The 21427-nt window shown below is 60.4% G+C and carries 18 protein-coding genes; 11 read left to right on the forward strand and 7 right to left on the reverse strand.

Annotation, left to right across the window (positions count from 1 at the left end; translation table 11 throughout):
• Position 1: 1 nt before the first annotated feature.
• Genes Q0899_RS18810 through Q0899_RS18840 form a run of 7 tightly spaced genes read left to right on the forward strand, consistent with a single transcriptional unit; the run spans position 2 to position 7071 of the window.
• Positions 2 to 1507 carry a UxaA family hydrolase gene (locus Q0899_RS18810; protein ID WP_299195004.1) on the forward strand — a complete coding sequence of 502 codons (1506 nt, stop codon included), beginning with the start codon at positions 2 to 4 and terminating at the stop codon, positions 1505 to 1507.
• Positions 1504 to 2496, forward strand: coding sequence for a Gfo/Idh/MocA family oxidoreductase (locus Q0899_RS18815; RefSeq protein WP_299195007.1), 993 nt, complete (start codon positions 1504 to 1506; stop codon positions 2494 to 2496). Before Q0899_RS18810 ends, Q0899_RS18815 begins: the two co-directional genes overlap by 4 nt.
• Positions 2493 to 3311 (forward strand): shikimate dehydrogenase, encoded by an 819-nt coding sequence (locus Q0899_RS18820; protein ID WP_299195010.1) that lies wholly within the window; start codon positions 2493 to 2495, stop codon positions 3309 to 3311. The genes Q0899_RS18815 and Q0899_RS18820 overlap by 4 nt, the downstream gene beginning before the upstream one ends.
• Positions 3308 to 4198, forward strand: a complete 891-nt coding sequence (locus Q0899_RS18825) for a phytanoyl-CoA dioxygenase family protein (RefSeq protein ID WP_299195013.1) — start codon at positions 3308 to 3310, stop codon at positions 4196 to 4198. The genes Q0899_RS18820 and Q0899_RS18825 overlap by 4 nt, the downstream gene beginning before the upstream one ends.
• Positions 4195 to 5295, forward strand: a complete 1101-nt coding sequence (locus Q0899_RS18830; RefSeq protein WP_298359749.1) for an FAD-binding oxidoreductase — start codon at positions 4195 to 4197, stop codon at positions 5293 to 5295. Before Q0899_RS18825 ends, Q0899_RS18830 begins: the two co-directional genes overlap by 4 nt.
• The gene (locus tag Q0899_RS18835) at positions 5292 to 6173 is read left to right on the forward strand and encodes an NAD(P)-dependent oxidoreductase (protein ID WP_299195016.1); all 882 of its coding nucleotides are present in this window, start codon (positions 5292 to 5294) and stop codon (positions 6171 to 6173) included. The genes Q0899_RS18830 and Q0899_RS18835 overlap by 4 nt, the downstream gene beginning before the upstream one ends.
• A gap of 1 nt (position 6174) precedes the next feature.
• Positions 6175 to 7071, forward strand: coding sequence for a DMT family transporter (locus Q0899_RS18840; protein ID WP_298293131.1), 897 nt, complete (start codon positions 6175 to 6177; stop codon positions 7069 to 7071).
• Here the strand turns inward: Q0899_RS18840 and Q0899_RS18845 are convergent.
• Both Q0899_RS18845 and uxaC read right to left on the reverse strand, forming a co-directional pair.
• Positions 7059 to 8285, reverse strand: coding sequence for a mannitol dehydrogenase family protein (locus tag Q0899_RS18845; protein ID WP_299195020.1), 1227 nt, complete (start codon positions 8283 to 8285; stop codon positions 7059 to 7061). The two genes, Q0899_RS18840 and Q0899_RS18845, sit on opposite strands and share 13 nt — an antisense overlap.
• Positions 8282 to 9658 (reverse strand): glucuronate isomerase, encoded by a 1377-nt coding sequence (gene uxaC, locus Q0899_RS18850; RefSeq protein WP_298293127.1) that lies wholly within the window; start codon positions 9656 to 9658, stop codon positions 8282 to 8284. Before uxaC ends, Q0899_RS18845 begins: the two co-directional genes overlap by 4 nt.
• Positions 9659 to 9755: 97 nt before the next feature.
• On the opposite strand from uxaC, the gene Q0899_RS18855 reads away from it, so the two are divergent.
• From Q0899_RS18855 to rbsK, 4 genes are read left to right on the forward strand one after another with little or no spacing between them, the layout of a single operon-like run.
• Entirely contained in the window at positions 9756 to 10781 is a 1026-nt protein-coding gene (locus Q0899_RS18855; protein WP_298293125.1) for a Gfo/Idh/MocA family oxidoreductase, read from the forward strand.
• Positions 10774 to 11781 (forward strand): Gfo/Idh/MocA family oxidoreductase, encoded by a 1008-nt coding sequence (locus tag Q0899_RS18860; protein WP_299195025.1) that lies wholly within the window; start codon positions 10774 to 10776, stop codon positions 11779 to 11781. The genes Q0899_RS18855 and Q0899_RS18860 overlap by 8 nt, the downstream gene beginning before the upstream one ends.
• Positions 11778 to 12836 carry a Gfo/Idh/MocA family oxidoreductase gene (locus Q0899_RS18865; protein ID WP_299195027.1) on the forward strand — a complete coding sequence of 353 codons (1059 nt, stop codon included), beginning with the start codon at positions 11778 to 11780 and terminating at the stop codon, positions 12834 to 12836. The genes Q0899_RS18860 and Q0899_RS18865 overlap by 4 nt, the downstream gene beginning before the upstream one ends.
• 3 nt (positions 12837 to 12839) lie before the next feature.
• The gene (gene rbsK, locus Q0899_RS18870) at positions 12840 to 13742 is read left to right on the forward strand and encodes a ribokinase (RefSeq protein WP_299195030.1); all 903 of its coding nucleotides are present in this window, start codon (positions 12840 to 12842) and stop codon (positions 13740 to 13742) included.
• A 9-nt stretch (positions 13743 to 13751) separates the two neighbouring features.
• Here the strand turns inward: rbsK and Q0899_RS18875 are convergent, their stop codons facing one another.
• The 5 genes from Q0899_RS18875 to Q0899_RS18895 are packed head-to-tail and all read right to left on the reverse strand — an operon-like array spanning position 13752 to position 21412.
• Complete coding sequence (locus Q0899_RS18875; protein ID WP_299195033.1) at positions 13752 to 14795, reverse strand: hypothetical protein; 1044 nt, start codon at positions 14793 to 14795, stop codon at positions 13752 to 13754.
• Complete coding sequence (locus Q0899_RS18880; protein WP_299195038.1) at positions 14792 to 15364, reverse strand: DUF4255 domain-containing protein; 573 nt, start codon at positions 15362 to 15364, stop codon at positions 14792 to 14794. Before Q0899_RS18880 ends, Q0899_RS18875 begins: the two co-directional genes overlap by 4 nt.
• Positions 15361 to 16704 carry an ATP-binding protein gene (locus Q0899_RS18885; protein ID WP_299195041.1) on the reverse strand — a complete coding sequence of 448 codons (1344 nt, stop codon included), beginning with the start codon at positions 16702 to 16704 and terminating at the stop codon, positions 15361 to 15363. The genes Q0899_RS18880 and Q0899_RS18885 overlap by 4 nt, the downstream gene beginning before the upstream one ends.
• Positions 16701 to 19085: a contractile injection system tape measure protein gene (locus Q0899_RS18890; RefSeq protein WP_299195044.1), complete on the reverse strand. Its 2385-nt coding sequence runs from the start codon at positions 19083 to 19085 to the stop codon at positions 16701 to 16703. The genes Q0899_RS18885 and Q0899_RS18890 overlap by 4 nt, the downstream gene beginning before the upstream one ends.
• The gene (locus Q0899_RS18895; RefSeq protein ID WP_299195047.1) at positions 19082 to 21412 is read right to left on the reverse strand and encodes a hypothetical protein; all 2331 of its coding nucleotides are present in this window, start codon (positions 21410 to 21412) and stop codon (positions 19082 to 19084) included. Before Q0899_RS18895 ends, Q0899_RS18890 begins: the two co-directional genes overlap by 4 nt.
• Between the last annotated feature and the right edge of the window lie 15 nt (positions 21413 to 21427).

The following is a 21427-nucleotide window of genomic DNA, read 5'->3' on the forward strand; positions in this document are numbered from 1 at the left end:
GATGAAAGACTATATCCGCCTTGATGCCGACGACAATGTCGTGACGGCCACCCGCGCTTTGGAGGTCGGGGTTGAGGTCGCCGATGGGAAGCGGACCACAGCGTTGATCCCATCCGGCCATAAGGTGGCAATTCGCGCGATCCCGAAAGGCGACCAAATCCGCAAATACGCGCAGATGATCGGGGTGGCGTCGGACCACATTGCGCCGGGTGAGCACGTGCATGTGCACAATTGCGACTTCGTGGCGACGGATCAGGACTATGAGTTCGGGACGGATATGAGGGAGGTTGTTCCTGCATCTGGTGATACTTTTTTGGGGTATCGGCGAGAGAACGGCGCGGTCGGGACGCGGAACTACATTGCGATTGTGACGAGCGTGAATTGTTCTGCCACTGCGGCACGCCGGATTGCGGATTACTTCACCCCTGAGCGTCTGGCGGATTATCCCAATGTGGATGGGGTCTGCGCCTTTGTTCATGGCACCGGATGCGGCATGGCTGATAGCGGCGACGGGTTTGAGGCCCTGCAACGCGTGATGTGGGGTTATGCCAAACACCCCAACCATGCGGGCGTTTTGATGGTTGGTCTGGGATGCGAAATGAACCAGATCGACTGGCTGCTGGAGGCCTACGGGCTAAAGGCGTCAGACACGTTTCAGGTGATGAACATTCAGGGCGTGGCCGGGTTGCAGCGCACCATTGAGATGGGGATTTCGAAGATTGAGGCGATGTTGCCGATTGCCAATGAGGCGGTGCGGGAGGAATGCCCCGTGTCGGAACTGAAGGTGGCGTTGCAATGCGGCGGCTCTGACGCGTGGTCGGGCGTGACGGCGAACCCGGCACTTGGGTATGCGTGCGATTTGCTGGCGGCGCAGGGCGGCACGGGGGTGTTGGCAGAGACGCCGGAGATTTACGGCGCCGAGCATTTGTTGACGCGGCGGGCGGTCTCGAGGGCCGAAGGGGAGCGGCTGATTGGGCTGATTGATTGGTGGAAGGATTACACTGAGCGTAACCGCGGCTCGATGGATAACAACCCCTCGCCGGGAAACAAGAAGGGTGGGTTGACCACCATTTTGGAGAAATCGCTGGGGGCGGCGGCGAAAGGGGGGACGTCTCCGTTGACCGGCGTTTATAAATACGCGGAGCCGGTGACGGCGAAAGGGTTCACGTTCATGGACTCGCCGGGCTACGACCCCGCTTCGGTCACAGGCCAGATCGCGGGGGGCTGCAATGTGGTGGTGTTCACGACGGGCCGCGGCTCGGCCTTCGGGTCCAAGCCCGCGCCGACAATCAAGGTGGCGACCAACACCGAGATGTACCAGCGCATGACCGACGACATGGACGTCAACGCGGGCGACATGTTGTCGGGCGGCGTGACGTTGGAGGAGAAGGGGCGCGAGATTTATGAGCTGATCCTGAAGGTGGCCTCGGGTGAAGTGTCGAAGTCGGAGGCGCAAGGCCTTGGCGACTACGAATTCGTGCCGTGGCAGATCGGGGCGGTGATGTGAGACTGCTGATCGCGGGTATCGGACTGATTGGCGCGCGGCATTTGCGGCATGCTTTGGAGATGCCCGGGGTCGAGGTCGTGGGGTGCATTGACCCCGCCTTGACGCAGCCGGATGTGCCGCATTTCGCGGCGATTGAGGATGTGGACGTGTCGGCGGACGCGATTGTGATCGCCACCCCATCACACCTGCATGCCCGCCACGCAGAGGCTGCGGCTGTGCGCGGCTGGCATATGCTGATCGAGAAACCGGTGGCGCATAGCGTGGAGGCGGCAGAACGTATTTCGCGCGCGGCGCGGGCGGCGGGCGTGCAGACGCTGGTAGGCCATCACCGGCGGCACCATGCGGGGGTGGCGCAGCTGAAGGCTATGATTGAAGGCGGGGCGATTGGCGCACCGATTCTTGCCTCGATGATTTGGGCGATGAAGAAGCCGGACAGTTATTTCGAGGACAACTGGCGGTCTGGGGCGGATGGCTCGCCGGTGCTGATCAATCTGGTCCATGAGGTCGATTTGCTGCGGCATTTATTCGGTGAGGTGGTCTCGGTCACCGGTGTCGGCTCAAACGCACAACGCGGGGCCGCGCGGGTGGAAAGCGGGGCGGTGAGTTTGATGTTTGAGAGCGGGTTGGCCGCATCGATTGCATTTGCTGACAGTGCGTTGAGCCCTTGGGGGTTTGAGGCCGGGACCGGGGAGAACCCAAATATCGGGACGACAGGCGAGGATTACCTGCGCATCAGTGGGAGCCGTGGGTCGATCGGGTTTCCGTCACTAACTGTGTGGGGTGGGGCGGAGGATTGGTCGCAGCCTGCGGTGCCTGAGGCTTGCACGGGCGAGAATAACGTGCCGCTCGTGGCGCAGCTAGAACATTTTGCGGAGGTCGTGGCTGGTCACGCCACACCTTTGGTCAGCGCGGCGGATGCGACGGAAAGCCTGCGGGTGACGTTGGCGATTGAGGAGGCGGTTGCGCCACGTCGTGAGGTGGCGGCGTGACGTTGCGGGCAGGGCTAATCGGATCGCATATCTCGCGCACGCGGTTGCCGGCGGCGTTGGAGATCATGTGCGACGCGCATGGCCTGTCGCTCGCATTTGAGTTGATTGATACCGCCGAGCTGGCCGCATTTGACTTTGACGCCACGGTGCACGGGTTGACCAATCGCGGGTGGAACGGCGTGACGGTGACGCATCCCTACAAGACCAATGCCGCACGCTATGCGGAGGACGGCATGCACCCGGATGTTGCGCATTTGGGGGCGTGTAACACGTTGATCTTTGGCGATTACCTGATCGGCTACAACACGGATTACACCGGGTTTATGGCGGCGTTTGTGCGGGTCGAAGACCGTGGGCCGGTTGTGATGGTGGGGGCGGGCGGCGTGGCGCGCTCTATTGGCTCGGCTTTGGTAGCGCTGGGCGTCAAGGATCTGGCGATTTACGACACGGATACGCTGCGGGCGAAGGACCTCGCTTTCAGCATCGGCCCACCCGCCCGCGCCATCCCGGTGTCAGCGCTGCATGATACCGTGCGCACAGCGTCGGGTTTGGTCAACGCAACGCCGGTGGGCATGGTGGAATATCCCGGCTCCGCCTTTGATCCAACGCTGATTGGCGGGCAGGTCTGGGCGTTTGACGCGGTCTACACCCCCACGGATACAGCCTTTCTGAACGCGTCGCAGGCGGCGGGGCTGGAATGTGTCACGGGCTTCGATCTGTTCCGCCATATGGCGATCCGCTCCTTCGCGGCCTACACTGGCTTTGCCGTAGACGCAGATGATATTTTGCCCAAGCTGGAGGCGCTCAGGCCATGACGTTGGAAACCCTCACCCGCGACCAGAAGGCGTTCTATGAGGAGAACGGGTATCTGGTGCTGGAAAACCGCATACCAGAGGTCACGCTGCAAGATATCCGTGACGAGATCGCCAAATATCAGGAGCAGGCGCGGGGGATGACGGCCCCGAACGCGGAGATTGACCTGGAAGACAGTCACACGCGCGACGACCCGCGGATCCGACGCATCAAGCTGCCGCATACCCATATCAAGGTGATGCGCGATCTGATGTATTCAGACCATGTGCTGGCCCCGGCGCGCGACCTCATTGGCCCGGCATTGCGGCTGCACACAACCAAACTGAACATGAAGATGGGGGGCTACGGTGCCGCCGTCGAATGGCATCAGGATTTCGCCTTCTACCCCCATACCAATGACGATGTATTGGCGATTGCGGTGATCATAGACGACATGGCCAGCGAGAACGGCCCGCTGATGGTGTTTCCTGGCTCGCACAAACACCCGATTAACAACCACCATGTGGACGGGGTGTTTGCCGGGGCCATGGACCTGGAGGCTTGCGGCTACGACATCAAGGACGCGGTTGAGCTGACCGGGCCTGCAGGGTCCATTTCAATTCATCACGGGCGCATCGTGCACGGCTCGGCCCTCAATGTCAGCGACCGGGACCGGCGGCTTCTGTTTTACGAGATGATGGCCGCGGATGCGTTCCCGATCATGGGGTCGATGACCAAATGGAACGGGATTGAGGATTACAACACACGGTTGCTTTGTGGTGATCCGGTGCTGGAGCCTCGCGTGGCCTCCATCGGCGCGCGCATACCCGCCCCGTTGCCCACCGAAGAGTTCACGATTTACGAAGTGCAAAAGCAGCTCAAGAACCGCAGTTTTGGAGTCGTGGAGTGAAGGTAGGCATTATCGGTCGCGGGCTGATGGGCTCTGCCGCCGCGCGGCATCTGGCCAAGGCGGGCGCCGATGTAACCTTGATTGGCCCGTCGGAGCCTGCGGACAAACGCAGCCATCGAGGTGCGTTCGGATCGCATTATGACGAGGGCCGGATTACGCGGCACAACGCCTCCAATCCGTTTTGGGTGGAGGTGTCGAAAGCCTCGATTGCGCGCTACGAGGAGATTGAGGAGGAGGGCGGCGTGGCGTTCTTCGCGGAAGTGGGCGCGCTGATGGCGGGGGGCGACGCGTGGATGGCGCGTGTAGATGCGGCGGCTGCTGCGCATGGGGTGGAAAGCCATGCATTGGACAGCGGCGGGCTTGCAGAGACCTTCCCATTTTTCGAGTTTCCCGGCGGGTATTCCGGAGCCTATGAGCGCCGCCGCGCCGGCCATGTCAGTCCACGCCGATTGGTCGCCGCGCAAACGGCAGCTGCCACGCGGCACGGGGCGACGCTGGTGGAGACCGAAGTCCGCAGCGTCACTGAGGGCGGCGCGGTCGAGACCAGCCAGGGCCGGATAAGCTTTGACCAAATACTGGTCACTGCAGGTGGCTGGACGGATGCAATATTGGGGAGGCCCGCGATGCTGGATGTATATGCCCGCACTGTCGCCCTGTTTGAGATTGATGCGGGCGAGGCGGCACGGCTCAAAAGCATGCCCTCACTGGTCTGGGAAGCGCCGGAGGACCCGTATTTGCTGCCACCAATCATGTACCCGGATGGCAAAACCTATGTGAAATTGGGCGGCGACCCCGAGGATGTGCGGCTGGACGGGCCGCAGGCTGTGGGCGACTGGTTCCGCTCTGGCGGCAACGCGGATGTGCGCGACCGGCTGGAAGAAATGATCCGCGCGTTGATGCCCTCGCTGGACATTCGGAGCGTAACCATGGATGCGTGTGTGACCAGCTGGACGCCCGACCGGATGCCGGAAATCCGGCGACTGGGGGAGCGCGTCGCGGTGTGCACCGGCGGCAACGGCGCGGGCGCAAAATGTTCTGACGAATTGGGCCGACGCGGTGCTGCGCTGGTCGGCGAAAAAATAGGAGTGGCGGTATGAGTGAGATCGGATTTATCGGGCTGGGCCTGATGGGCGACGCGATGGTTCAGTGTTTGCAGAAAAAAGGCCATGCGCTGACGGTGATGGCAAATGTGTCACGCGGCAACGTGGAGGCCGCCGTTGGACGCGGCGCGGTCGAGGTCGGAACTGCCCGCGAGGTTGCCGCTGCCAGCGACATTGTGATGCTGTGTATGGGGACCTCGGATCAGGTGGAAAGCCGGATGAATGGCCCCGACGGGGTGATTGCGGGACTGCGCGACGGCGCTGTGGTCATTGATTTCGGCACCTCGTTGCCGGGCTCCACCCGCGCGCTGGGCGACGCCGTGGCGGCCGCCGGCGGCACCTATCTGGACGCGCCTTTGGGGCGGACGCCGGCCCATGCGGTTGACGGATTGCTGAACATCATGTGTTCGGGCGATAAGGCGGCGTTTGAAAAAGTGAAGCCGGTGTTGGAGGACTTGGGCGAGAACGTCTTCCACCTGGGCGCGCTGGGCTCGGGCCACACCATCAAGTTGATCAACAACTTCTTCGGCATGACCGTGGCCAATGCCATGGCCGAGGCCTTCGCCATGGCCGACGCCCAAGGGGTGGAGCGCAAGGCGATTTACGACGTGATGAGCGCCGGGCCGTTGCATTCGGGGATGATGGATTTCGTGTCCGCCTACGGGGTTGAGGGTGACCCCAACAAGCTGGAATTTGCGATCAAGAACGCGGCCAAAGACGTGGGATACTACGCCCAAATGGCCGACGACGCGGGCGTCGACAGCATCATGTCGCAATCGACGCTGAAGGCGCTGCAGACGGCCCGCGACGAGGGGCGCGGCGACGACATGGTCAGCCAGATGGTAGATTTCTACGCCAAACGATTTAACGGCTAAGGTGTCAAAGGTCGCCATTCTTGCGACCGAGGACCGCGCGCAGCTGGGCATCGCCATGATGCTGGGCGCGTGGTTCTTCTTCTCGCTGATTGACACGTCGGTAAAGTGGCTGGTTTTGGCGGGGCTGCCCGCGCTGCAGCTGGCCTTCATGCGGTACTTCGCGCATTTCTTCATCTCCACAGCGCTGGTTTTGCGGGGCGGGGCGGATTTGGAGCGGTTCAAGACCGACAAGCCGGGATGGGTGGTGTTCCGCGCCTACCTGCTGACCTCGTCGACCGCGCTGAATTTCATCGCGCTGCTGTACCTGCCGTTGACCGTCACCGGCGCGATCATGTTCACCTCGCCAATCCTGGTGTGCTTGCTGGGCTGGCCGTTGCTGGGCGAACGTGCGGGGCCGTGGCGGGTGTTCGGCATTTGCATGGGGTTTGTGGGCGTATTGGTGGTGATGCGGCCCTTTGGGGCAGAGTTTCACTGGGCGATGCTGCTTTCGGTTCACAACGCCTTCGCCTTGGCGCTGTATTCGATCATCACCCGCAAGCTGTCGGGGGTGGTCTCGACCGAAACGATGCAGTTCTACATGGGGGCGTTTGGCACCGCGGCGCTGCTGCCCTTTGCTGTGTGGCAATGGGTCAATCCGGCCACGGCGTTTGACTGGGTGATCATGTTCCTGCTGGGCATCTGGGGCTGGGCGGGTCACGAAATTCTGACGCGCGCGCACCGGTATGCGGCGGCCAACACGTTGATGCCCTACACCTACTCGTTTCTGATCTTCCTGACCGCGTGGAGCTACCTGATCTGGGGGCATATCCCTGATTTTTACACGGTGCTTGGGGCTGCGATCATCATTGCGTCAGGCCTGCTGATCTGGGCCCGGGAGCGGCGGCGTCAGCCGGTGTAGCCAATTAGCTTTGCGAGGTCTGCTTTGGGCGTCTCGCCCGTGCAGGCGGCCTTGATATCTGCGGATTTCGGGTCGTCCACCACGCTGCCCGCCCATGTCTCGGAAATGGCGAAATCCATCCATGCCTCAACCGCCTTGCGGCACCACGGCGCGCGGCCGTCATGGGCCTCGATCGTGCCCAGAAGGCGCACTGGCAGTTTCAGTGTGCCGTCCATCGCGATCTGGCGCAGCCGGTGTTTCAGTGCGGGGTTGGCAAAGCGGTCGAGCAGGGCGGCCCGGTAGTTCTCCGTCTCGATGCCTGATGGCAGCGTGGCGCTTGCCTCGTCGAAGATACCGTTGACCAGCGCGCGCAATTCAGGCTCTGCAATGGCCTGATGCACATATTCAAAGCCCGCGAGCGTACCGGCATAGGCGAGCGCGGAATGCGCGCCGTTCAAAAGCCGCAGCTTGCGCAGCTCGTAGGGGGTCGCGTCAGTGACAATCTGCGCGCCAACCTTGTCCCAAGCCGGGCGCGGGGTGACGAAGCGGTCTTCGATGACCCATTCGCAGAACGTCTCGGTCTCGACGGGAGAGGCGCAGCGCATATCCTTGTTTGCAACATGGTTGCGCAACGCATCTGTCGTGGCTGGCGTGATCCGATCGACCATGGTGTTTGGAAAGCTTGTTTCGGGCCAGTTTTTCTTCCCCATCGCGCCTGCGAAGCGGTCCAAAGCCGTGCTTAAGCTGTCCCCGTTTGCAGAGAGGTTGTCGCAGGAGATGATCGTGACCGGGGCGTCGCGCTTTTGCAGCGCGTGAAACAAGTATGAATAGACGGTAGTTGGCGTCCCGGCGAGGTCGGCCCGAATGGCGGCGTGGTCCAGGTCAAGCTGGCCGTCCGGGCCGAGATGGTAGCCCTTTTCGGTGACTGTAAGCGTGATGATGTCGGCCTTGATCGCGGCATTCAACACTGCCTCTTGCGCGGTTGTGTCATTTGGGTCGGCGAAGAGGATATCGTCCAGCACGGAGATACGGTCGAGCGTTTCGCCTGCGGCATCACGGATAGCGAGCGTGTAGTCGAACCCTTGCGGGTTGAGCGTGTCGCGCATGGCAGGGCTGCGCAGGGAGACGCCTATTATGGACCAGTCTTCGCCTGCTGCAAGGTTGGCGTGATGGGTGTACCACGCCTGATGGGCGCGATGAAAATTGCCGATGCCGAAATGCAGAATTTCGGTCATGGCAGCAGCAGGTTGTAGCTGTCGCGCGCCAGATCATAGCTGAGCTGGCGCGCAAGCGCGGCGGCGTCTTCCTTGCCGAAAAAGCCTCGCTCAACCTGACCAGCAAGATGGAGCGCCACGCAGCGCCGCCACACATCATGGCGCGCGGGAATGGACATGAAGGCCCGCGTGTCGTCGTTGAAACCGGCGAGGTTCTGGTAGCCCGCAGTTTCCACCACCTGATCAAAATAGCGCGCGATGCCTGCCACGGAATCGTGGAACCACCAGGGCGGGCCAATTTTCAGGCAGGGCCAGTGGCCCGCCATGGGTGCCAGTTCGCGGGCATATGTGGTTTCGTCCAATGTGAAGGCAATAAGGGTGAAATTCGGGTTATTCCCGCAGCGGTTCAACAGCCCTTCGAGGCCGCGCACCCAATCTGTTGCGACGGGAATGTCGGCGCCCATATCGCGACCATATGTGTCGAAGATTGCGGGGTTGGAGTTGCGCCTGCTGCCCGCATGTAACTGCATGACCAAGCCGTCCTCGCAAGACATCTGTGCCATCTCGGTCAGCATGTGGCCGTGGAAAAGGGCAGCCTCGTATTCATCAATTTCGCCCTTGCGCGCTTTGTCGAATAGTTCAGCCGCGAAGCGAGGGGCACACAGATCGGTTTGCAGGGTTTCGATGGCATGGTCGGTGGCCGTGGCGCCAAGATCTTTGAAAAAGGCGCGGCGGGCGCGCAGGGCGTTGAGATAGGCCTCAAAGGTAGTGATGTCTGTGTCAGTGATTTGGGCGAGTGTTGTCAGCTCGGCCGCGAAGCGGGGATCGGACGGGTCCAACACCGCATCGGGCCGGAAGGTTGGCACGACACGGCCGCGCCAACCGCTGTCGAGAATGGCCTGATGATGTGTCAGCGGGTCGGTGGCGGCGTCGGTGGTGGCCAGTACCTCCAGGTTCATCGTCTCAAACAGTGCGCGGGGGCGGAACGCGTCGGTCTTCAGCGCGGCGTCAATCCGGTCGTAGATGTCCATGGCATTGGCGCTGGTCAGCGCATCGGTGATCCCGAACCCACCGCGCAACATGTCCGCGATCCACAGCCGCGAGGGGGTGCCCAGAAACAGGTGCCAATTGTCTGCAAATATCTGGAACACCTTGCGTGGGTCGGTGCTGCCGGCAGGTTGGCCGATGCCCAGAGCATCCAGGGAGACGCCTTGCGAATATAGCATGCGGAACACGTAGTGATCGGGCGTGATGATCAGCGCGGCTGGGTCAGCGAAGGGCGTGTTCTGTGCGAACCAGACCGGATCACAATGGCCATGGGGCGACACGATCGGTAGGTCGCGCAGCGGCGCGTATAGCTCGGCGGCAAGGCCGGTCAGGGCGAGTTCTGTCATGCGCCCAAGCCTAGCCGTGTGGCGGGCCGGGTGCCAGTTCATTTCGCCCTTTCGTCCCGCGCGCGCGCCCGTAAGATGGGCGCAGATGGAGGGGCGGATGAACGCAGCATTAATCGGAACCGGCATGGTGGCGGACACCCATGTTCTGGCTTGCCGCGACAGCGACAAGGTTGCATTGGCCGGCGTTTGCGCCACCTCGATCGCGTCGGCAAGGCGGTACGCTGACAGGCTGGACGCAGAGTATGGCTTGCAGGTTCAGGCCTATGATGATGTGGCCGCAGTTGCGGACGATCCCTCCGTAGACTTCGCCATCATCGCAACCCCTCCCAATGCCCGGCTTGATATCGTGCGTGCCCTGGCCGAGGCCGGGAAACCGATCCTTATGGAGAAGCCACTGGAAAGAAACCTGGAGGCGGCGACGGCGTTGGTTACGCTTTGCGATGGGCGGGTGCCGTTTGGCATCGTCTTTCAGCACCGCGTTCGGGAGGCGTCGATAGCGTTGCTTGAAAAGCTGCCCCTCCTGGGTCCAGTGCAGGTCGTGGAAATAACTGTGCCGTGGTGGCGAGACCAAAGCTACTATGACGCGCCGGGGCGTGGGACCTATACGCAGGATGGCGGGGGAGTGTTGATCACGCAGGCGATCCACACTCTGGATTTGGCGCTGTCCCTGGTCGGACCGGTTTCTTCAGTGCAGGCCTTCGCGCGAACCAGTGCCAGCCACGAGATGGAGGCCGAAGATTTCGTGTCCGCTGGCTTGGAATTCGCGAATGGTGCGATCGGCTCCTTGCACGCCAGTACAGCAAGTTACCCCGGCGGCGCTGAGGTGATCACCCTGCATTGTGCCCATGCAAGCGCTGTCCTGGGCAATGGCGTTTTGACGTTGAATTGGCGCGACGGGCGGACAGAGCAGGTCGGTGCCCGCGCCGCCACCGGTGGCGGCGCAGATCCGATGGCATTCACCCATGCCTGGCACCAATCGATCATCGAGGATTTTTCTGAAGCCGTGAAACATGGTCGACCTCCCTTGGTGCCGGGGCGTGAGGCGTTGCAGGTGCATGCGCTCATTGATGCGCTGACATTGTCTTCCAAAGAACGGAAATTGATTGAGGTTCCCCATGTCTGACCCGCTTCGCATTGGCATTGTTGGGATTGACCACCGCCACATCTACGGAATGGCCGCCGAGATGGTGAAGGTGGGATGCGAGCTAGTGTGCTGGTGGACTGAAGGGACGCCCGCCACGCAGGACGGGTTTCTCAAGCGGTTTCCCGATCTGCCGAGGGTTGGAGCCGCCGCCGAGGTGATCGAGCGCGACGACATAGACCTAATCCTGCTTTCAGGCATCCCGGCGGACCGCGCAGATCAGGCGATCGCCGCCATGCGCGCAGGCAAGGACGTCATGAGCGACAAACCGGGCTGCACCACATTGGGTCAGTTGGCCGCGATCAAGGCCTGTGTGGCGGAAACGGGTCGCATTTGGTCGATTGATTTTTCCGAACGGTTCGAGGTGCCCGCGGTCACCCGCGCCGCCGAATTGGTGGCGGAAGGAGCCATTGGCCGGGTGATCCAAACCGTGGGCATCGGGCCGCATCGTTTGAACCTCAACACGCGGCCGGATTGGTTTTACCAGCGCGACCGGTTTGGTGGGATCCTGACGGATATTGCCTCGCATCAGATTGATCAGTTCCTGTTTTTCACCGGCTCCACGGACGCTGAGGTGACGCTGGCCAGCACCGGCAATTACGGTAACCCCGATACGCCGGATCTACAGGATTTCGGCCAAATAGTACTGCATAGCGACCGGGGCGAGGGGTATATCCGCGTGGACTGGTTCACGCCGGACGCTTTGCCCAGCTGGGGCGACGGGCGGTTAATGCTGCTGGGGACCGAGGGCACAATCGAGCTGCGCAAATACGTGGATGTTGGTGGCGCCCAAGGCGGTGATCATCTGTTTCTGGTCAATGGCAGCCGGTGCGAAGGGATTGACTGCAAAGACGCGGGGTTGCCGTATTTCGCGCGGCTGGCTGATGACATTCGCAAGCGAACCGAAACAGCGATGCCGCAGGCGCATGCGTTCAAGGTGATGGAGCTGGCGATCAAAGCGCAAGAGATGGCGGAAGCATGATCCGCGTCGGCATCCTTGGTGCGGGCATCGGGGCGGAGCATCTGCAGGGCTATCGCGCCTTGCCCGATCTGTTTGAGGTCGTCGTGATCTGTGATCTGGACGAGGCGCGCGCCAAAGACATCGCAGGCGGGACGCCAACGACTGCTGATGCGGGCGTGGTCTTTGAGAACCCGCAGATTGACCTGATTGACGTCTGCCTGCCGCCCCATCTGCATGTGCCCATGAGTCTTCGGGCGTTGGAGGCGGGCAAGTCGGTGATCTGCGAAAAGCCGATTGCGACGTCATTGAAAGACGTCTCAGTTCTGGAAAAGGCTGAGGCGCAGTCGGGCGGCCAAATATACCCTGTTTTCCAATACCGGTTTGGTCGCGCCATGGCGCAATTGCAGGCGTTGGGCGACGCCGGCCTGCTTGGCGCGCCGCAGATGGCCAGCCTGGAGACCCATTGGGCAAGGCGCGCGGATTACTACACGGTTCCGTGGCGCGGGACGTGGGCGGGGGAAAAGGGCGGCGCGGTGGTGGGCCACGCGATTCACGCGCATGACTTGTTGAGCACGCTGTTTGGCAAGGTTGCCCAAGTTTCAGCGGTGCTGGATACCCGGATCAACCTGATCGAGACCGAAGATTGCGCGGCGTTGACCCTCAAGATGAGAAATGGCGCACTTGCGACAAGCTCGGTCACTTTGGGCGGGGCAGACGACAAAACAAGGATCAAACTGATCTATGAAAAGCTGACCGCAACGAGTGGCTCCAAGCCCTACGCGCCGATGGATCAGGATTGGGCGTTTCAAGCGCGCGACCCTGAAAATCAGGCGGCGATTGACGCTGTGGTGGCAGCAGTGCCCGAAACGGGTGCGGGGTTCACAGGTTACTTGGCGGAGGTTGCCGCCGCGATGAATGGCGCGTCGAATAAGGCGGTGCGTTTGGCGGATGGTCGCGCCTCGATTGAGCTGATCACGGCAATCTACGCCTCCGCACGCTCTGGTGGTGCGCCGGTTACTTGCCCGGTCGGCACGGATCATCCACTTTATGGCGGCTGGCAGCCGTTGGAGGATTAAGCGATGGGCAAGGTGGCCGTTCTGGGCGTGTTTGTTGTGGACTTGGCGTTTCGCGCCGACCGTATGCCGGTGATGGGGGAAACCTTCCTTGGCAACTCTTTCGCCATGAACCCCGGCGGAAAGGGGTCTAACCAAGCTGTCGCCGCTGCGCGGATGGGGGCTGATGTGTCGATGATCACCCGGCTGGGCGCGGATGATTTCGCCGCCATGGCGCGGGAATTATGGACCGGGGACGGCATCACGGCAGAAGTGGTTGAGGATGCGGGAAGCTACACTGGGGCAGCTCATATATTCATTAATGAGGCAACCGGCGACAACGCAATCATCATTGCGCCGGGGGCGGCCGCAGAAATCAGCCCGGCGGACCTTGAGGCAGCGCGCTCCGTGATCGAAGGCGCGGATGTGTTCATCACCCAGCTGGAACAACCGCTGGACGCGGCAATGCGCGGGTTGCAGATCGCGCGGGCCGCGGGCGTGACGACGATCCTGAACCCGGCCCCGGCCGTGGAATTACCACGCGAGATGCTGGCGCTGTGCGACTTCGTCACCCCGAACGAAACCGAGACCGAAATTCTGACGGGCCTTCCAGTGGCGAACGCCGAAGACGCGGCCCTCGCCTGCGAAGCGTTGAAGGGTTTGGGCGTCGCGCGTCCAATCATCACAATGGGCGCGCAAGGCGCCTATCTGGACGGCTTCGGTCTGGTTCCGGCGGTTGCCGCGGGCAAAGTGGTCGAAACGACCGGGGCAGGGGATGCCTTTAACGGCGGCTTTGCGGCTTGCCTCGCTGACGGTATGGCGCCCGAGAAGGCCGTGACCTACGCCTGCGCCGTTGCAGGTCTGTCGGTCACCCGCGCCGGTGCTGCACTGTCCATGCCGCAGCGGGAGGAGGTGCTGGCGCTGATCTGACCGTAACGCTTAGATGTTTACATACATCGTCGATACGAGCTGATTGCCCAGAGAGGTTTGCTCCATCCGCGTCGTTTGCGGCGAGGCGATGGGAAGCGCAATCTTTGCCGGTACCCCGTTATGGTCATTGAATGTCAGCGCGAAGCTGTCCCGCGCCGTTTGGGATTGTCGCAGTGGCAAGGCAGCTTTGGACATAAACTCAACTGCTGCCCGCCCCGTCACCTGCAGTGGTTTAGGGGAGGTGAATGTGTCTCCACCTTCTTTTGTGGTGATCGTCGCCGCTTGGTCTGGCAGGCCGGAAACCACGTATCGCCAGATTGACGTTCTGGGCTCCAGTTTCAAAATCAGGGTTTGAGGCTGGATAGTATTGCCGTCCAACACCATGCGCTGAGTTGGTGGAATGTCTTTGCCCGCTGGCGTCAGAGAAATGTAGCCGACGGCATTCGGCGTGTTCAGCAACACAAAGTCCATAACGGTGTCATGGTCAAACCGCAGGGAATACAGGCCCTCGGGCACGCCCGTTAACTTCAGGGCCAACGATTTGAATGCGGTTTGCAGGTTCGGCTCCTGCCAGTAGATCACCCCGTCACTGGCACCGACGACGCTGACTTGTTGGGCCGCGCGAGGGGTCCGAAAGGACTGCTGGAAGTCGGCTGATTTGACTGGCATCCCGACGCCTGCCGGGGGCGAAAAAAACCGGGCATCCATTCCTAGAGCACCAGTGGACGCAGTTTGGGTATCCCGAAACACAAGCACGTCTTCCATCCCGGCGTCAGCGGTCTGCGTGAACGTATGAAAATATTGGGTGGATGAAGACAGGATAAACCCCAACGACGTCTCCGCCGGTATGGATTTCAGAGGGGCTACGCCGTTGTTTGTTTGATACCAGATTTCGGCCCCTGCCGCCGTCTTGCGCAGTCGGCATCCATAGCGCTGAAACATCAGCGCTGTGGTTTCTGAGGGTTCGATCTCGGCATCCTGCCAGATGTCGTTTGCGTAATAGCCGTGGCGTAAGTCCAGCACGCAAAGCAACGACCATTCGGTGGTACTCATGGCACGAGGTCACTGCTTGTGCCGGTGATGATCGGTACGTCTTCGGTCACCCAGTTTTCCTGAACACTGAGCATGCGAAGCTTGAACATCATCGAGGGCATGTATTTGCCACCGAGAACCGTCCAAAGGTTATGTAATTCCTGCCGGTTCTGGTCGACCCATTCGGTGGTGAGCTTGTCCAGCCCCTGCGGCAAATCAGGCGCGCTGCTGGCGGTGTAGTGCGAGGAGCCTTGAAAAAAGCCCAATGCCGCGGACAGCAAAACGAGGCCGTCGGAATAGTTGGTCTCAAATTGAGCGGAGACAAGGATATCGAGATTGATCCGCATGGCGGGGTTCATTTTGGCAATGGACTTGTCTTCGACCTTCGACTTCGGGTGAGTGGCCGTGGCTGTCGCGTCTCGCTCGATATTGACAAGGGTAAGAACGATTTTGTTGTTCGTCGCCAGCGGAGGGGTGCCGCCAGGGCCTGTGACGGAGGACGTGACGACCCAGTCGCTGGCAGATGGAAACCGCGACATCAGGTATTGATTTAAGCGTTTCTCAATGAAGAGAATTGTTTGTTGGATCATTGCTCGGCCCTTCGTACGCGGTCTTGTTTCAGGAATTCCCGCCGGATAGCGGCCTCCATATCTTTCATCGACAATGCCTGCCGTTGCGTGCGCGCGGCTTCCAGCATTGCGGTGCGCAGACTGTTGGCGATGGTGGCTCCGGTCAGCTCAAATTTCTCCGCAAGCACATCGATGTCGATGTCCGCGCCTTTCCAGCCGCTGTCACCAAACGCGTTGCTCCATAGCAGGTGCCGCTCAGCGGCGCCCGGTTCCGGGAAAAAGATGGTTGATTGGAATCTGCGGGAAAATGCCGGGTCAATGTTGCTCTTCAGGTTGCTGGCAAGGATCACCAACCCGGTAAATGTTTCAATGCGTTGGAGGATAAAGGCAACCTCCTGATTGGCATGGCGGTCATTGGAGGATGAGACCGCGGTGCGCTTTCCGAACAGCGCGTCTGCCTCGTCAAAAAACAAGATCCAGCCTTTGTTTTCGGCCTCGGAAAAGACCCGCGCCAGATTTTTCTCGGTCTCGCCGATCCATTTCGAGACGATCAGTGACAAATCAACGCGGTAAACATCGCGACCGGTTTTTTGACCCAGAAGAGAAGCCGACAGTGTTTTCCCTGTACCGGGTGGGCCGTAGAACAGGCTGCGATAGCCCGGGGCGATCAGACGCCCAGGCCCAGAGGTGGCTGTAATGTTGCTCTCAAATTTGACCCAGGCCAAAATTTCGTCCAACGCATGTCTGGTTTGAGCGGGCAAGATCAGATCGTCCCAGGTCAGTTGCGTCTCTATCCGTTGAGCAGGAAAGCCGAGCACCGACGCCGCTTGATCTGCAAACGTGGAGCCCAATGGATCTAGCAGAGCGGTGCCTGGCGATAATGGGCTGTCATTGAACCCGCCTCCCTCTGGATTGCCCAGCACAAGGTACCGGCCGCGCATTAGGGCACTGTCCTCCGCAAATGTTGTGGAAAGCCGGAGCCGTCGGTCCAGCTGACTTCCTGCCAACAAAAATATCGCGGTTTCAACCGTTGGCCTGAACCCTGACTGGCTGGTCTGGGTGCCGCCAAATTCGGTGAATCGACGGTTCAGCGCTTCGTTGCGGATCATGAATTGGTCGAGCGCTTCGGGCTTCAGCAGCGGGGCGAGCGCGAGGATGAAAACCAGCCTTTCATCGTCGCTAAAACCACCTTCTTTCAGGAAACTGGCGTATTCTGACGGATCATTGGCCAGGTCAGGTGGTGCGCTATCGGGCAGTTTGGATTGATCAAACGCGGCGTCAAAGTGAAGCGTAATGGTCCGTTCAATATGGGCGCTGAGCCAGTCAAGCTCTCGGCCGAGCGTGTCTGCATTTGTTGTCATTGGTCGCGCCACTTCACATGTAAAGGGTGCGCCATCCAACTAAGTGAAATCGTCGAAATTGCCCAGGTCAGGCGGTCCAGCAGCATGTCAAACGGGCCGCTTTCGACATGCAAAACCGTCTCCTCGAGCTGAAGTTTTAGTACCCCGCTTCGGGTCAGGAAGGTTTCCCTCAGCCCGTCGGAAGATGTGTTTTCCAAGCCCGGCCAATTCTGGGTCACGGCATGAAGCAAGTCGGCCGACAAGCTTCGTTCTTCCTGAGTAAGCGTTTGCCCCACCTCGGCCACGTCATGCAGTGGGATGCCGCACAACAGCTTTGGGAGACCGACGGCGTGTTCTGCAGGGGTCTCCTCGCCGGTTGCAAGGAAATGTACGAGCTGAGCTGATTTGTGTTGCGCGGCGCGGGACCGAAATTCTCCATCCACAAACAAATCCAACGCGCGCAGAAGCTGCGGAAGAAACGGCCACAGCAAAACGCAACCTGCGTTGTCGACATAGATGGTTTCCGGCATGTCCATGGCAGATTTGCTTTCAAGCCCTTTCCTTTGGGTCGCGCCGCCCGGGCCGCGCAGAAAGGCGGACGCCGTTTTGGCCTGTGCAACCAGCAATTCGGCGACGTCCGCCGGTGTTTCTTTGTTGGTGTTGAGCATGGCCGTTGCCAGATCATCAGGCAATAGGCCCGTTTGCTCGGCCAATGTGCCGAACACCTCGCGGACCAAGACGCGGCATCGGTCAGGTCCAGACTGTGTTTCGAACGTTGCCGTCAGGGCTGCCGCGGCTGCAATCCGGAATGCGGCGTTATCAGTCTCAAGTATCACCCCTTTTGCCATATCCTGCAGCACATTTACGGCCTCAAAGAATGTTCGGTCCGCCCCAACGGCGTTCAAGAGCTCAATCCGAGTTGATGGTTCAAGGAGGTCGACCAAGCGGTTGCGGCAAAAGGGGAATGCGTCAATCAGATCACGAAGCGTCGCGGCGTCCGACGTTATGATGTCCGACACTTGGTTGCGCAGTTCCAAGATCGTTTGCCCGCCCATCAACCCGTAGCGCAAAAAGGTGTGCAATTGGGTTGCGGATGCTGGCCACTCCTGCGCCTTTGTTGCGGCTGGTGGACGTTGCGACCCCGCTGGGTCGCGACGGTTTGACATGATCGCGTCTACGGCGGTCTTGATCATGGTCCGCTGATCAGGCCGCAACCTCTTGGACGCGTCGATAAGATCGGCTGGATGTAGATCCGCTGAACCCAGCAGTCTTGAGAAAGTGTCCTGCAGGATCGCCTCGCCATTGGATGGTTGTTGTTGGAGCCCCACCATCAACAGTCGCCGCACTAGGGCAGCCTGCCCGTGGAAATGGGAGGTGTCGGCCAGGTCCACCAGTAAGTTGGCATGTGCTTCGGTGCTGGAGAACAAGACGCGAAGCAACGACATTAACGACCACGGGGGCAGGGCTTCGATTAGCCTGGTCACGTTGATAGCGCGCATTTCAGCCGATTTGACCGAGCGGGCCAATGTGCCAAGCTGCTGTTGGTCAAGCCCTGCGAATATCTCGGCAAGTCGGCTGAGCGCCTCTGCGGACGGCGTGCCAATTTCCGTCAGTGCGTGCAGTGCCGATAAAAACTCCGGCACGGAGGCAATCTTCGCCGGTTCCTTGCTTTTGCTGGGTGGGTTGTCGCCGCCGAAAGACGGCGCTGCGGCAGGGATTGGTGCGTCAATTGTGGACGCCGCCAGATAGGCCTCGATACGCCGAATATCTATCGCTGCCCTATCGGAAATGAGGTGCAGAATGGCCAGCCGGGAACGGGATCGAAATTCGACAACATTCCATCCAAGGCGGTGCCGCAGCGCGTCAAGCGCAGTTTTGATCTGGTCGGCGTCATGAATGCCAGTAAGGGCCGCGAACTCGGGCCAAGTGGTAATCCCGACAAGGCGTTTGGCCGCCGTAGCGCTTTCAAGCGCGCGCTGCAGCAAGGTCTGCCGCTGTTGAACCGGCATCGCCAACATGTGCTGCGCGACGTTGGCCGGCTCAACAATCCCGCCGGCAATGGGTTGCCCGACGCCAGTCGCCAACATGTTGAACGCGGCGTCCGGCGGATCATTCTCGACCTGGTCAGTTGTGTTATTAATGGCACTTGGGACGTCGCCTTCCAGATTGCTCAGGGCCGCGATGATCCGCTCCTCGGTGCGCGGTTCCAATTCGCGCATTGGCAGGTCGCCCAGGTCTACTTCCAGCCTCCCTAGGCGGAACGATTTATCGCCAAAACCGGTGTCGATTGCGGCCTCCAGACGGGTTGCACCAAAGTGTGACAGGCGTGATAGAAGCTGCTCTCCGGCCCGCATTGAGGGGACGTCGAATTCGAACATCACTCGGGACACCTGATGCGTCATTTTGGGCTGTCTGCGGGAAATTGATCCAGCTCAGCCAAAAAGGCAGCGCAAGCATTGCGGTTAATCAGTTGTATCAGCGCGCCCGGATCCGCCATGCCGCCGTTCAGCCAGGTCTTATGGGCTTGCGCCAATGTCGCGTAGGCCTTTTTGGGCAGCCAAAAAATCGAAGAAGTCAGGTGGGCGGGTAAGCAATCAGACAGCGTTCTTTCCGTCAGACTGCGAATGTCGGCATGGCCCGCCTTCGCAGGCGTTTCGAAGAACGCGCTTAGCTGACCATCAAAAAATGGGGTGGGGAAGAGTTGGCGTTCGATGGTCAACCGGTCCGTGGTCAGCAGTTTCTTGGCCCAGTTGATCTCGGCAAAGGAGCCGAACCTTTCGACAAAGAAAAACTGCGGGTGATTTGGAGCCGAACAGCTCAACGCCACGGTATAGTCCGGCATCGGCGATGCGGCGAAGTCGGCGCCGTTTCTCAGGGCCTCGGCAATGGCGACGCGGGTCTGCGGCCATTGATGGGTCTGGATCGGGTCGCGCAGGACAGCCAGCAGCGACACTTTGCCGGCGCGCACGCGGAAGGCCTGAACCTCGTCCAATTGGTAGGAACCGGACGCTAATGTGGCATGTTCGATGATCAGGCAACGCTCCGTGTAGCCTGACTTCAGCCGCACCCGTGTTTGAAGAGCGGTTTCCTTGTAGTCGGTCAGGTCCGGGCCCAACCCGCGATCGCGGCCAAGCGTCACGCAATGGGACAGGAAGGCACGTTTCAGCCGGATGCGGGTGTCGTCGGCATGTTCCTTCGTGATACCGGCCGCGCGCAGCCGCAGCCAAAGTGCGTCATTGTCAAAAACTTCTCCGAAGCGGGCAAGCATATGATCCAGCGCGCGGTCGTTTCGGTCGCGGTAGGGATCGTTATGGGAATTCAGGTTTGACAGGTCGCGAACGTAGTGGGCGTGCCAGTCGCTATCTTTGCCTGACCCGAGTATCTGGTCCACATGTGGAGGGTTGTCAGGGTTGGGCTTTGCGGAGGCAATGGGTTGCGCGAAGTAACTCGCATCGGACGCCTTGAAGGAAAAGAGCTCTGCAATGTGATCTAGTTGCCCAAGCTGGTCGGCCAGAAGCTGTTCGAACAAGAACAGGTAGCCTTTGAGCTGCCGGATTGCGGCCTGATGGGCGATACTGGCAGGCTTGGGTGATTTTTGTAACCCGAATTCTCCCAAACCGTAAATCTGCGGAAACAGATGCTGGATGGATCGGTAGCGGTCCAGGTGGCGATTGGCGTTACCTTGGGGGATGGTTGCGTAGGGCAGAGTTTTGACGGAATTGCGCTCGTAAAGGGAGGCCCAGCGCTGCTCGCTGTCGAAGTTCTGCAATGCCCGCACGACTTTCTCGGCATCAAACGGGACAGGCACCCCGTTGCGATGAAATTGCAGCCGTGACAGGTCTGCGACGGCGCGCGAAGGCATTGGCAGGGTTAATTCTGACGCGCTGACTTTCGTGCGCACGCCGCTGTCAAAAGATAGGCCAGCAACGCTTTGTACCCCGGCGACCTGTTGAATTGCCGATAGCAACGACTCTTCGGGAATGCTGGCACGCAGCGCCCGGAAGTTACGGGTATCGATATGGCCAATGACGGACGGCGGACCGTCAAATACGCTGGCGGGATCGTTCCCCGCTTTCATCATCGTTTCGAAAGAGGAGATTTTCGGCAACGGATCGCAGAGCTCTTCGACCGCGAATATGATGTTCGCCGCCAGCGTTTCGGCAGAGACATGGGGCAAGATATTGACCTGTGCAATCAGCGGGGCATAGGTGTATCCGATCGGGCGGATGGTCTCGTAGGCGACGCCCAAGGGCCGGTTGCTTTGAAGGATTTTGGTGGCGTCGATCAAGGCGGCGCGGGCCTGGCTGTTTATCTCCGCCTCTGTCAGGGCGCCGGTCTTGGACCGCGGATGAATGTCGATCAGCACATCGAAATGATTTGGCTTTCCGTCCAGTGGCAGCAGCCAAAGGTTGCGCACATTTTGAACCTTACCCACGACCAAGGCCCTGACATCAGCTTTGGTGACCGGCGCCGAGACCAAAATCTTGTCGCCGGTAAAGAGCGGTTGCTCTCTGGTGGGTACCCCGGCGGATGCGGAAGACGATGACAGCAGGTCCGCCATCGGGTGGGAGGTGCGATAGCCGATGTCGGTCAGCGCGTAACAAAGCGCCTCCAGAATTGTCAGCCCGGGGTCGTGGTCGTTGAAATCAGTCCAAATGTCGCCGGAATAGCGCTGAGCAGTCTCGATGCCTTTGGTGCGCAGCTGCGAAAAGTCCAGCGCTGCGGGCAAGGCCTTCGCACGTGA

Origin of the sequence: uncultured Litoreibacter sp., assembly GCF_947501785.1 — a bacterium.
In the GTDB taxonomy this organism is placed as follows: domain Bacteria; phylum Pseudomonadota; class Alphaproteobacteria; order Rhodobacterales; family Rhodobacteraceae; genus Litoreibacter.